The sequence below is a fragment of the Brevibacterium luteolum genome, assembly GCF_013004595.1.
Lineage (GTDB): Bacteria > Actinomycetota > Actinomycetes > Actinomycetales > Brevibacteriaceae > Brevibacterium > Brevibacterium luteolum.
On sequence record NZ_JABEMC010000004.1, the window covers coordinates 214,888 to 227,029 of the forward strand.

Consider the following 12,142-nt stretch of genomic DNA (forward strand, 5'->3'; position numbering starts at 1 on the left):
CTGCCTATGTCTGGCCAATTTCTCTCTGTTTTCGCTGGTCAGATAGGTGGTGGAAAGTGGGGTTTTTGGGCAGAGAACCCGTGCCCGAGGCGGTGGCTGGGCGGGCTGCAGGGCGCTTGCGGCCGTCGCCGGGGCGGTCGCGGGCCTGATTTGGCGGGTTCTGGGGGCTGTGTGGAGGGATGTGGGGTGGCCGGTGGTGGGAAGTGGGGTGAGGGGTGGAGAGGGGTGGAGAGGCGGGTGAGGTGGAGTCGAACCGCCTCGTCGGGGACAATGGAGCCTATGAGCATTCCGAGCGATCCGCAGCAGCCGCTTTCGCGCCGCCAGGCCCGCGAGTCCGGCTATCCCGTCCCACAGTCGCAGCAGCCCGCCCACGGTTCATCGGCGGTCGGGTCGCAGCCGAGCGGAGCCCAGGCTCCGTTCATCAGCAGCCAGCCGGCGGCCCCGGCAGGCCAGCAGGGCGTTGATCCGCGCATCCAGCATGTCCAGCGGATCGCCGAGAACGCCCGCCAGGCGATGAACTCGGTGCTCGACGGCAAGGACCGGGTCGTGCAGATCGCGCTCATCACGCTGCTGGCCGGCGGCCACCTGCTGCTTGAGGATGTGCCCGGTGTCGGCAAGACGCTGCTGGCCAAGTCGCTCGGCCGGGTCGTCGACGGTTCGGTCAAGCGCATCCAGTTCACCCCGGACCTGCTGCCCAGCGATGTCATCGGCGTCAACCTGTTCAACCAGGAGTCCCGCCACTTCGAGTTCCGGCCCGGCCCGGTGTTCGCCAACATCGTCATCGCCGATGAGATCAACCGCGCCTCGCCCAAGACCCAGTCGGCGATGCTGGAGTGCATGGCCGAATCCCAGGCCAGCATCGACGGCACCACCTATCCCCTGCCGGCGCCGTTCATGGTCGTGGCCACCCAGAACCCCATCGACATGGAGGGCACCTATTCGCTGCCCGAAGCCCAGCGCGACCGCTTCACCGCCCGTGTGTCGATCGGCTACCCCGATCAGGCCTCGGAGATCGAGCTGCTCGACCACCACGTCGACCACGACCCGCTGGCCAAGCTGCCGGCGGTGACCTCGCTCGATGAGATCATGCAGGCCCGCGAGATCGTCCGCCACATCGGCGCGACCCACGAGCTGCGCGCCTACATCGTCGCCCTGCTCGAAGCCACCCGCAACGACCCGGCCGTGGCACTGGGCTCCTCCCCGCGCGGCGGCGTGCAGCTGCTGCGCGCAGCGAAGGCCCATGCAGTGCTGCACGGCCGCGGCTACGCCACCCCGGCCGATGTCCAGGCGCTGGCCGTGGACGTGCTCGCCCACCGGATCATCACCCATGACGGGGAGGACCACGACCACGCAGCGGAGATCATCCGGGCGACGCTGAGCCGCACGCCCGTGCGCTCATGAGGCTCACCACCTCGGGGTTCGTCTTCCTCATCGCCGGCATCGCGCTCATCATCTCCGCGTACCGGTTCTCACTGCCGGGCATGCTGCCGGCCGGGATCCTGCTCATCGGGCTCGTCGCCCTCAGCCTGTTGCTGGCGATCATCACGAGCCGCCGGATGGAGGTCACACTCTCAGCGGCTGTCCGCAGCGTCGACGGCACCCCCGTCGCCGAGGTGGGCCGCCCGCTGCTGCTGCGCGCGGCCCTGCGCAACCGGACCCCGCTGCCGATCGGCCCCTTCGGCGTCGACCTGGCCTTCCGGCCGGGTCTCGGTGAGGACCAGGGCGTCCGGGTGCCGGGCATCGGCGCCTCGTCCTCAGTGACCGTCGAGGCCGAATGCACCCCCACCCAGCGCGGGGTCAGCGGCGTCGACGGGGTTGCCGTGTCCTTTGAGGGCCCCTTCGGGCTCTCGGCGGTCTCGCACACGCTGCTGCGCGGCTACGACATCGCCGTCGCCCCGCGCCTGGAGCAGATGCCCAGGCCGCCCAAGGCCGGGCTCGCCCAGCCGATGGCCGACACCTCCCGCGCACTGCGCGGGGGCACGAGCCGGGACTTCGACACCCGCGAGTACGTCCCCGGTGACGACCTGCGCCATATCCACTGGACGTCGACTGCCCGCCATGACGAGCTCATGGTCCGCCACGAAGCCGAAGAGGAACATCCGTTCGCGGTCATCCTGCTCGACACCGCCGGTGCCGGGGAGCATCCCGATCCGGCCGCCGAGGTGCTCATCTCAGCCGTCCAGTCGCTGGCCTCGGTGTACTTCTCCGCCGGCTACGAGGTGCTGTGCTGCATCGACGGCACGCTGCATCCGGTGCGCGAGACCCGCGGGGCCGAGCGCCTGCGCCTGGCCCTGGCCAGCTACGAGACCGGCGGCACCGAACTCCCGGGCACCCTGCGCGGGGCCTCCGGTGCTGCCGATGTCGCGGTGTGCGCGATGACCCCACAGCGGGCGAGCGCACTGGAGTCGGCCCTGCCGCGGGGCACCCGCAGCCGCCGGCTCATCGCCGCCGACCTCGACCTCGACGCCGGCGGTGTCGACGGTGTGTGCGCCACCGGGCATGCGATCCCGCAGGAATGGAAGCGACTGGGAAGGAGGCGCAGGTGAACTCGCGTCAGTGGATCGGCACTCTGGCCGTCATCGCCTCGATGTCCCTGCTGGCGGTGGCGATGTGGAGTGTGTTCATCGACTTCAACTGGTTGCCGCCGGTGCTCATCATCGTGCTCGTCGTCGCACTCTCCGGTGCGCTGCTGCGCATGAGCTCCCGCATCCAGGCTTCTGGCCTGACGGTGCTGCTGCAGCTGGTCATCGGCCTCATCACCGTGCTCATCCTGTGTGTGCCGCACACTCTGGCGTTCGGGATCCTGCCGACGCCGGGGTCGATGCTCGAGCTGTTCGCTCAGCTCGGCAGCGGCATCGACGACATGTACAAGGTCATCGCGCCTGCCGATTCGACTCCTGGCTTCACGACGATCCTCATCGTCGGCTTCGGGCTCATCACCATGCTCATCGACGGGCTCGTCTCCGATCTGCATGTGCCCAAGGTCGCCGGTGTGCTGCTGCTGCTCGTCTACTGCATCCCGGTGTTCCTGGCACCCAATGAGCTGCGGTGGTGGCACTTCGCTGCCGTCGGTGCTGCGTTCATCGTGCTCATGCTCGCCCCGTACTTCGAGCAGGCGGAGTCGTTCGGCCCGCTGCCCCCGTTGCTTGCCGGCGGTCTGGCGCTGCTGCTCGGCGTCGGCATCCCGGTGCTGCTGCCCGATGTCTCGGTGCGCCCGCCCCGGCAGTCGCAGCAGGCCGACATCACCGTCGTCAACCCGTTTCTCGATCTGCGCAGCAACCTCGCCGATCAGAGCGACAAACCGGTCTTCGCCTATTCCAGCAGCGACCCGCTGCAGCCGCCGATCCGGCTGACCTCGGTCTCGGAGTTCGACGGGCAGACATGGAAGCCAGCCGAGTTCGACATCGACCCCTTCGCCATCGCGGTGGACGGGCTGCCGAACCCGCAGGGCGTCAGCACGGATACGACGACGACTGAGCAGACGATGAATGTCAACGTCGGCGGCTTCGACCAGTCCTATCTGCCTGCGCCGTATGCGCCGTCGCAGATCGACGGGGTGTCCCGGCGCTGGATCTTCGACAAGGACACGCTCACGATCGTCGGAAACGGAGAGATCGCCGCCGATCAGGAGTACAGCGTCACCTACACCTCGGTCGAGCCGACGGCTGAGGAGCTCGAATCCTCCCAGCCGGTCTCGGCAGGCCAGTTCGCTGACACCCTCGCGCTGCCCGATGATATGCCCGCCGTCGTCGGCGACACCGCTGACGAAGTCACCGCCGGTGCCCGCAATCAGTGGGAGCAGGCCGTCATGCTGCAGGAGTACTTCCGTTCGGATCAGTTCGAGTACTCCCTCGACGCACCTGAGGAAGCCTCCAGCGATGCGATCGCTGACTTCCTGTCGGAGAAGGCCGGCTACTGTGTGCAGTTCTCCGGGGCGATGACGGCGATGGCACGCTCGCTCGGCATCCCTGCCCGCATCGCCGTCGGGTTCGCTCCCGGTGAGGAGACCGGGGAGAACGCCTATGAGGTGGCGATGTCGGATGCGCACGCCTGGCCCGAGCTGTACTTCGACGGCATCGGCTGGGTGCGCTTCGAGCCCACCCCCGGCGGCCCGGCCGGCACTCCCCCGCCGTGGTCGCAGACCGACGGCAGCGCAGGTGCTGAGGACGAGCCGACGGAAGAGCCGACCGAGGAGACCACAGAAGAGGACACCGAGGAGCCGACAGCTGCAGAGACCACTCCGGCAGCCGAGGACGAGACCGCTGGATCCGACGCCGATTCCGAAGGCATGTCCCTGTGGTGGATCCCGCTGGCGATCCTGGCCGTCCTCCTGCTGGCCGCACTGCCGGCGCTGGTGCGCATCCTGCAGCGCCGCAAGCGTCTGGGTGAGCCGCTTGACCCCGAGTCGGTGTGGGAGGAGATCCATGCCCTCGGCGTCGACTACAAGCTGGCGCCGGCCTCTTCGCTGCCGGTGCGCGAGCACCTCAACGAGCTGCGCAATGCAGTTGCCGAGCAGTCGGCCGACGGCGATGCCGACTACCTGCCGGCTGTGTTCGAGGATCTCGGAGAGGCTGTCGACCAGGCGCGCTATCTCGACCGCTCGCGCAGCGACCTCAAGCATGCGGCGCCGCACATCGACAAGGCCGGTATCGATGAGGCCGTCGAGTCGGTTCGCGCGCACTACGATCGCGTGGCCCCGCGCAGCACCTCGCTGCTTGCCCGCCTGTGGCCAGCCAGCGTGTTCCACCGCCGCTAGCCACTGTCCGCAGGCATCGCCTGCACCATGGGCACGGCGTCCAGCCGGGTCCTGCAGAGCGCAGGATCCGGCTGGTGCTCATTCCGGCACCGGCTTATGCTCTGATATCGCCTGCGAAATCCGCTCATTAGCCGCGGATGTCCACGGCAGGAACTCCTGACGGAAGCTTCTGCGGCGCGCATCGGCCTGAGGTTGAGGCAAAGAGAAGATCCCGCCGGTGGTGCCGAGCGGGATCTGTTGTCAGAGAAATCTGGGGCAGGCGGATCATTCTCCGCGGCGGCGCTTCTCCCAGCGGTCTTCGAGACGATCCATGAAGCTGCTGGATCCTGCAGTGCTGCCGGCTGAGGCCTTGGCGGTCGTGGCGTTCTGGACGTTGCCCTTGGGTGCGCTGCCGGACCCGCCGTTGACGGCCCAGTAACCACTGGCGACCATCACCGCGAATCCGATGACACCGCCGACAGCGCCGAACGGCATGCCGAAGAAGTAGATGGAGGCAATCGTGATGGCGATGCCCGCCAGCAGGCCGAGCACGCCGATGACGAACCGCTTGGCTGAAACCGATCCCCCGCCGGACGGACGCGGCTGCGAGATGTTCTGGGCAAAGCGGGGGTCCTCACTGCGCAGCTGCTGCTCAAGCTGGTCCAGTAGCTGCTGTTCATGTTCTGAGAGTGGCATGGTAGCCCCCTTCACCTGCGCGCTCGAAAAGTCGTACCTCAATGATAGTCCTTTCGACCCTGTTTCGGCATCTCGGAATTGACCTGGCGAGCATACTCTGACCAGGTTCACAGCCCAGACGCCGATGGATGGGAGATCACTGCCCGTCGGTCGTCTCTCCGCGCCGCGGTTCCAGCAAGGACGCCTGCCCGATGACGGCGTTGCCGAACTTCCTGCGCACCTCGTCGAGGGCGACTTCAGCATCGCGCGGAGAGCGGTCTGGCTCATCGAGGGTGGCCTGTCGTCCGGCAGCATCGCGATCGATGACATCGGCTGCGCGCAGACCCAGCAGGCGGACCGGTTCGCGGTGCTCGGCATAGAGGCGTCTGAGCAGCGGCAGCAGCGCGGCATGGATCTCAGCTGCGACATCGGTCGGCGCCGGGAGTGTGACCTGCCGGCTGAAGGTGCGGAAGTCGTGCAGCCGGAACTTCAGGCCCACCGTCCCTGTCACGATCTCCTCGCGACGCAGACGCCCTGCCACCCCGTTGGCCAGCCGCAGCAGTTCGCGCTCGAGGCTGGGCAGGTCGGCGATGTCGGCAGGGAAGGTGTGTTCGGCGCTGACCGTGTGCTCCTTGGCGGAGTCGTGAATGGTGCGCGAGTCGATACCGCGGGCAAAACCGTGAACCGTCGCACCGAAGGATCCGAGAGTCTGCGCCGCCCAGCCGGCATCGGCGTCGGCCAGCTGGCCGATCGTCGTGATGCCGTACCTGCGCAGGGTCTCCTCCAGCTTCGCTCCCACCCCAGGCAGCGCTTCGATCGGCATCGGGGCTAGGAACTGCTGGGTGCGCGCGACCGGGACGACGAGCAGCCCGTCGGGCTTGGCCCGGGCGGAGGCGAGTTTGGCGACCACCATCGTCGCGGCTACCCCGATCGAGGCGGTCAGCCCGGTGCGCTTGGTGATCTCTGCGCGCAGGCCGGCGGCGATGTCGGCTGGCCGGCCGAGCCGGCGCAGCGCGGAAGTGACGTCGACATATCCCTCGTCAACGCTGACCTTGGTGAACTCGTCGGTCACTTCGGCGATGATGTCGAAGACCTGCCGTGAGTAGTGCGAGTAGGCACCACGAGAGGGCGGGATGACGGTGGCCTGCGGGCACAGCTGCACCGCACGTGACATCGGCATCGCGGCGTGGATCCCGTACTCGCGGGCCTCGTAGCTGGCTGACACGCAGACACCGCGGCCGGCGCGGCCGCCGACGATGACCGGTGTGCCGCGCAGCTCGGGCCGGGTGAGCAGTTCGACGGAGACGAAGAAGGCGTCCATGTCCAGGTGCAACATGGTGCATCCGGTGTCGTCGGTGCCGAGCGCCGCGAGATCTCCGCCCGAGCGGGCGAGCTGCTTTCGACTCATGTCTCTCCTGGGCGCTAGTCTGGAAGCATGATACAACGCACTGCTCTGACGACTTCGGCCCTCGCAGTCTCCGCCGCGCTCATCCTCTCCGGCTGCACCGGAGACGATACCCCTGAGTCCGAGGAGCAGACAGCCACGGAAACCGCTGCCGCTGAGAATGAGGAGACCGAAGCCGCAGACGGTGACGAGCAGACCGCATACGGCGAGCTCATCGACGGCTTCCCGGACACGATCGAGCCGCTGCCTGAAGCCGAGATCGTCTCCTCCACCCTCAGCCCTGCCGACGAGCAGGCTGCTGAGGGCGAAGAGGCTGAGGCTACTGAGGCACCCGAAGGTGAGGACGGCGCTGAAGCCGAGAATCCGCAGGCTGACAGCGAGCGGATCGGCGTGTCCCTCGTCCAGCTGAGCGAGAAGTCCGAAGAGGAGATCATCAAGTTCTACACCGACTCCCTCAAAGACAAGGGCTTCGAGACAGTCGGCGACGCCGCCAAGGAAGGCGACGTCACCACGCAGACCTTCCACGACACCAAGAACGACCAGACCCTGTCCCTGACCGTCGGGCCCGGACCTGACGATGACACCAACAATCGACAGGTCACCGTCGGCGGGGTCGTGCTGCGATGAGCGCAGCCGCCACCACCGTCACCGCACTCACACCCGCAGACGAGGTCATCGCCGCAGTCGACGCCGTCATCGACGAGCACCTGCAGACCACCGCCGCGCGCATGGCCGAGATCTCACCGGTCACCGATGAGCTCATCGACCCGATCTGCGCATTCAGCGCCAAGGGCAAGCGGATCCGGGCACTCATCACCTGGTGGGGCTACGAGCTGGCTGGCGGCACCGACGCCGCGAAATCCGGCATCGCCCACACCGCTGCCGGGGTCGAGCTACTGCATGCCGCAGCCCTCATCCACGACGACATCATCGACGATTCCGAGACGCGCCGCGGCCAGCCGGCCGTGCACACGTACTTTCGGGCGATGCACCGCGACCGTGACTGGACCGGTGACGCGGTGCTGTTCGGCGATGGCGCTGCGATCATCGCCGGGGACCTGTGCCTGAGCCTGAGCGAAGAGCTCTTCAGCGCCTCAGCGCTGGCGGCCTCGGCCACCGCCGAGGCGGTGCGCCGCCACAACGACTTCCGTCGCGATGTCATGGTCGGCCAGTATCTCGACATCCGCCTGCAGGCCGCACCGGTCGCCGGTGATGAGCTGTTGCCGCGCGCCGATGAAGTGCTGACCTACAAGTCAGCGAAGTACTCCGTCGAGCAGCCGCTGCTGCTCGGCGCCGCCCTGGCCGGTGCCGACACCGCGCTGCTGAGCGCGCTTTCGGACTTCGGCCTGCCGCTGGGCCGGGCATTCCAGCTGCGCGATGACGAACTCGGCGTCTTCGGCGACCCAGACGTGACCGGCAAGCCGGCCGGTGATGACCTGCGGCAGGGCAAGAAGACCGTCCTCATCGGACTGACTCTGCAGGCACTGTCCAACGGTGACGATGCGTCAGCCGATCAGGCCGACTGGCTTATGCGCCGGCTCGGGCAGCCGGATCTCAGCCTGGACGAGCTGCAGCAGATGAAGGATCTCATCGGGTCCTGCGGGGCGCTGGAGAAGTTCGAAGCCGAGATCGACGCACAGCTCACTGCCGCCCACCAGGGGCTCGACGCTCTGGCCGCCCACGGCATCAGCGATGCCGCCCGCGAGCAGCTGGCGCAGTATGCGCTCCTGCTCACGCGCCGCTCAGCCTGAGTCCTCAGACGGCCAGCGCCTGCGCGCGGCGCCGGACCTCTTTCTTCGATCCCGTGCGCAGCAGGTCGATCGGCCGACCCGGCAGCGAATCATCAGGGGTGAACAGCCAGACGATGGCCTCTTCATCGGGGAAGCCGGCATCGGCCAGCAACATGAGGGTGCCCTGCAGGTTCTTGACCGGAGCGTCGCCGTCGATGAAGAGCGCGGGCACCTTGAAGACCTTCGGCGAACCGTGCTTGAAGCCGATAAGCGCCCGATCTTCGACCAGACGGCGGACCTTCGAGATCCCCAGCCCTGTCTGCTCGGCGATGTCCGGCAGCGGCAGCCATTCGTCGACGAGTGCCAGCGCCTGCGCAGAATGGTCGGGCGAACCTGCCTGCTGGGATGAGCCGGAAGCGGCGGTTGAATCAGTCACAGATCTCAGGATAGTACCGACACGCCGAGTGCGCATGCTCGCACGTGTGGCGCAGCGCAGTCGTTAAGCTGGGATCAACTGTAACCGCAGCTTGTCTTCCCCCATCAGAACTGCAGGTCGTACATGAACAGGGCATCGCACCGCCCGCCGCACGGACGGGCGCGACAGACAACGGCTCGGGCTGCCGTCCCGTCGCCGTTGACCGTGGCATCGCATTTCGCATCCCAGCAGGCCGCACAGCATCTCCCTGTTGCTGACGAGCATGCCCCTGCAGCGCCCGAAACGACGACCGATCCGAACCTGCAGCCGGGCTTCAGCCCCGCCTTCACACCGCGCGCCACGCCCGCCTCCGATGCCCAGCCGGGATTCACCTCGGGCACGGTCAGCGAGGCCATCCCGGTCACCCACGGCGGACGCAGCTACAAGGTCCGCACCGGCGACACCCTCATCTCGATCGCCAAACGCCACGGAGTCTCCGCCCCAGCGATCGTCGAACTCAACGACCTGCGCGGCCGCAGCGCGGTGCGGCCTGGACAGATCCTGTCGCTGCCGGCGAAGAACATCCACCAGCAGCGCACCGCCGGCCACCGGGTCGCCGCAGGCGAGACCCTCGAAGCGATCGCCGAGCGCTACCAGATCTCGGTGCCGGCCCTGCAGGACGCCAACGCAATGGGCGACTCGACAGTCATCCGCGAAGGCGAGCTGCTCGCACTCTCCGGTTCCGGGGCCACCTCGAACCGTGCCCGGCAGCATGTCCCGGCAGCCGAGCTGCCGCAGCTGCCCACCGACCACCGCGGCACCCCGTACCCGGCCGAAGTGCTCGCTGCAGCCCGGCACAACAAGTGGATCCTCCAGCAGCGTCCCGTACTGCCGAAGCGCGACATCGCCGCGATGGTCCGCGGGATCGCCGACTACCTCGGAGTCGATGAGCACCTCGCCTCCGCCCTGGCCCAGCAGGAGTCCGGGATGCGCCAGCAGGTCGTGTCCCCGGTCAACGCGATCGGCGTCATGCAGGTGACCCCGCGCGCCGGAGCCTGGGCCGCCGAGCTGCTCGGCGAACCGGTCGACATCCTCGACACCGCCGAGAACATCCGCGCCGGCCTGGCGATCCTGCGCTGGCTGCTCGAACGCACAGGCTCCGAAGCCGAGGCGCTGGCCGGCTACTACCAGGGCCTCGCCTCGGTCGCGGCGCACGGACAGCACCGCGACACGCGCCGCTTCGTCCACAACGTCCAGGTGACCGCCGAACGATTCCGCAGCCAGGAGAGCACATCATGAAGACCCTGCACGATCCGCTGCTCGGTGTCGTTCTCAACGAGCGCTACCGAGTCGAGTCCGTCATCGCCCGCGGTGGCATGGCGATGGTCTACCGCGGCACCGACCTGCGCCTGGATCGCGAGGTCGCGATCAAGGTCATGCACCAGCACCTGCTCGACGACGAGACGTTCGTCGAGCGGTTCCGCCGTGAGGCCATCCACGCTGCCCGGCTCAGCCACCCGAACCTCATCGCCGTCCACGACCAGGGCTCTGACGGCCAGGCCGTGTACCTCGTGATGGACTACCTGGAGTCGGTGACGCTGCGCAAGGAGCTCAAGCACCGCGGCAGCCTCACCCCGCGTCAGGCGATTGTCGTGACCGATGCGATCCTCGCCGCACTCGAGGCGGTCCATGGTGCCGGCATCATCCACCGTGACCTGAAGCCGGACAATGTGCTGCTCGGCACCGACGGGCAGATCAAGCTCGCGGATTTCGGTCTGGCGCGCGCGGTAAGCACGTCGACGACGACGAAGACGCTCATCGGCACTGTCGGCTATGTCGCACCCGAGCTCGTCACGCGCACCGGCGCTGATGAGCGCACTGATCTCTACACGGTCGGGATCATGCTCTACGAGATGCTCACCGGCAGCCAGCCCTACACCGACGATGTGCCGATCCAGGTCGCCTACCGTCACGTCCACGACACAGTTCCCGCGCCCTCTGAGGCGGTTGCCGGGGTCAGCCCGACTCTCGATGCGATCGTGCTGTGGGCGACTTCCCGCAAGCCGGAGGACCGACCCGCTGATGCGAGCGAGCTGCGCCTGGCGCTGGCCGAGGCGCGCACGCAGCTGAGCGAGGAGGAGCTCGATCTCGCTGAAGGCAGCGGCGCACCCGTTGTCGATGCGCCGGTGCTCACCGCCACGATCACCATCGAGGACGGCGATCCGGCCGAGCCGCGGCAGAAGGAGCCGAAGGCCCGCACTGACGAGATCCCCTACCTCGCCGATGACGAAGACGACGAGGCCGCCAGTTCGCCTGGCGCTCCTGGCCCACTGGCTCCGGCTGCTGCCGCAGCTGCTCGGTCTGCCGCTCCGGCGAAGAGCCCGGAGCACGGGGGCCGCAGCCGCCGGCGCACCCGCACAGCACTCGGCCTGACAGCAGCAGCTGCCGTCATCGCACTGGCGGGATGGGGTGCCGTCGCCTCAATCGAGACGACCGCCGAGGTGCCGGCCGCTGTTGCCGGCCAGGAGCAGGCCGATGTCGTCTCCGCACTCAAGACCGCCGGTTTCACCACTGCCACGCGGGAGGAGTTCAGTACGGCAGTCCCGGCCGGGAAGGTCATCGGCACCGATCCGGCAGCCGGCACCGAACTCGACAAGGACGCCGTCGTCACGGTCCTGGTCTCGAAGGGCGAGGAGCTCTTCGCAGCCCCCGATGTGTCCAAGATGACCGAAAGCGAAGCCCGCTCGGCGATCGAGGGAGCCTCGCTGCAGGTGGGTGCGGTCGACCGTAAGCACTCCAGCTCCGTGCCTGAGGGCTCGGTCATCTCCCAGTCACTGGAGCGCGGCGAAGAGGTGGCCAAGGGAACCGAGATCGACCTGGTCGTCTCCAAGGGTGCTGAACCGCTCGTCATCCCGGATGTCACGGGAGTCTCGTATGAGGTCGCCTATGGCCGTCTCGCCCGGATGGGCCTGCGGATCGCCAAGGACGAGGTCTACAGCGATCACACTCCGAAGGGCGATGTCGTCGCGCACTATCCGAAGGCTGCTGCGAAGAAGAACCCCGGTGATCTCGTCATCCTGAAGGTCTCGAAGGGCAAGGAGCCCGATAAGCCGAAGGATGATGAGAAGAAGGACGAGGACAAGAAATCCGAGGAGAAGAAGTCCGACGACGGCAGCTGAGCC

Annotated in this window: 10 protein-coding genes; 7 read left to right on the forward strand and 3 right to left on the reverse strand. The window is 67.7% G+C overall.

All coding sequences use genetic code 11. The annotated features are described in order from the left end of the window. Nucleotides 1-279: 279 nt before the first annotated feature. From HLA91_RS08410 to HLA91_RS08420, 3 genes are read left to right on the forward strand one after another with little or no spacing between them, the layout of a single operon-like run. The gene (locus HLA91_RS08410) at nucleotides 280-1,401 is read left to right on the forward strand and encodes an AAA family ATPase (protein WP_239557033.1); all 1,122 of its coding nucleotides are present in this window, start codon (nucleotides 280-282) and stop codon (nucleotides 1,399-1,401) included. Beyond that, nucleotides 1,398-2,546: a DUF58 domain-containing protein gene (locus HLA91_RS08415; protein ID WP_170274303.1), complete on the forward strand. Its 1,149-nt coding sequence runs from the start codon at nucleotides 1,398-1,400 to the stop codon at nucleotides 2,544-2,546. Before HLA91_RS08410 ends, HLA91_RS08415 begins: the two co-directional genes overlap by 4 nt. Then, entirely contained in the window at nucleotides 2,543-4,756 is a 2,214-nt protein-coding gene (locus HLA91_RS08420) for a transglutaminaseTgpA domain-containing protein (protein ID WP_170274304.1), read from the forward strand. Before HLA91_RS08415 ends, HLA91_RS08420 begins: the two co-directional genes overlap by 4 nt. A gap of 264 nt (nucleotides 4,757-5,020) precedes the next feature. On the opposite strand, the gene HLA91_RS08425 is transcribed toward HLA91_RS08420, so the two are convergent. Next, nucleotides 5,021-5,431, reverse strand: coding sequence for a DUF3040 domain-containing protein (locus HLA91_RS08425; RefSeq protein WP_170274305.1), 411 nt, complete (start codon nucleotides 5,429-5,431; stop codon nucleotides 5,021-5,023). 136 nt (nucleotides 5,432-5,567) lie between these two features. Then, nucleotides 5,568-6,818, reverse strand: a complete 1,251-nt coding sequence (dinB, locus tag HLA91_RS08430) for a DNA polymerase IV (RefSeq protein ID WP_170274306.1) — start codon at nucleotides 6,816-6,818, stop codon at nucleotides 5,568-5,570. A gap of 27 nt (nucleotides 6,819-6,845) precedes the next feature. On the opposite strand from dinB, the gene HLA91_RS08435 reads away from it, so the two are divergent. Next, nucleotides 6,846-7,442 carry a hypothetical protein gene (locus HLA91_RS08435; RefSeq protein ID WP_170274307.1) on the forward strand — a complete coding sequence of 199 codons (597 nt, stop codon included), beginning with the start codon at nucleotides 6,846-6,848 and terminating at the stop codon, nucleotides 7,440-7,442. Then, nucleotides 7,439-8,566, forward strand: coding sequence for a polyprenyl synthetase family protein (locus tag HLA91_RS08440; RefSeq protein ID WP_170274308.1), 1,128 nt, complete (start codon nucleotides 7,439-7,441; stop codon nucleotides 8,564-8,566). Before HLA91_RS08435 ends, HLA91_RS08440 begins: the two co-directional genes overlap by 4 nt. Nucleotides 8,567-8,570: 4 nt before the next feature. Here the strand turns inward: HLA91_RS08440 and HLA91_RS08445 are convergent, their stop codons facing one another. Next, entirely contained in the window at nucleotides 8,571-8,912 is a 342-nt protein-coding gene (locus tag HLA91_RS08445; RefSeq protein WP_239557163.1) for an Rv2175c family DNA-binding protein, read from the reverse strand. Nucleotides 8,913-9,185: 273 nt separating this feature from the next. Here HLA91_RS08445 and HLA91_RS08450 point away from each other — a divergent pair, with 273 nt between their 5' ends. Then, on the forward strand, nucleotides 9,186-10,259 hold the full coding sequence (locus HLA91_RS08450; protein ID WP_338076725.1) for a lytic transglycosylase: 1,074 nt from the start codon (nucleotides 9,186-9,188) through the stop codon (nucleotides 10,257-10,259). Beyond that, the gene (pknB, locus tag HLA91_RS08455) at nucleotides 10,256-12,139 is read left to right on the forward strand and encodes a Stk1 family PASTA domain-containing Ser/Thr kinase (protein WP_170274311.1); all 1,884 of its coding nucleotides are present in this window, start codon (nucleotides 10,256-10,258) and stop codon (nucleotides 12,137-12,139) included. Before HLA91_RS08450 ends, pknB begins: the two co-directional genes overlap by 4 nt. Nucleotides 12,140-12,142 lie beyond the last annotated feature (3 nt).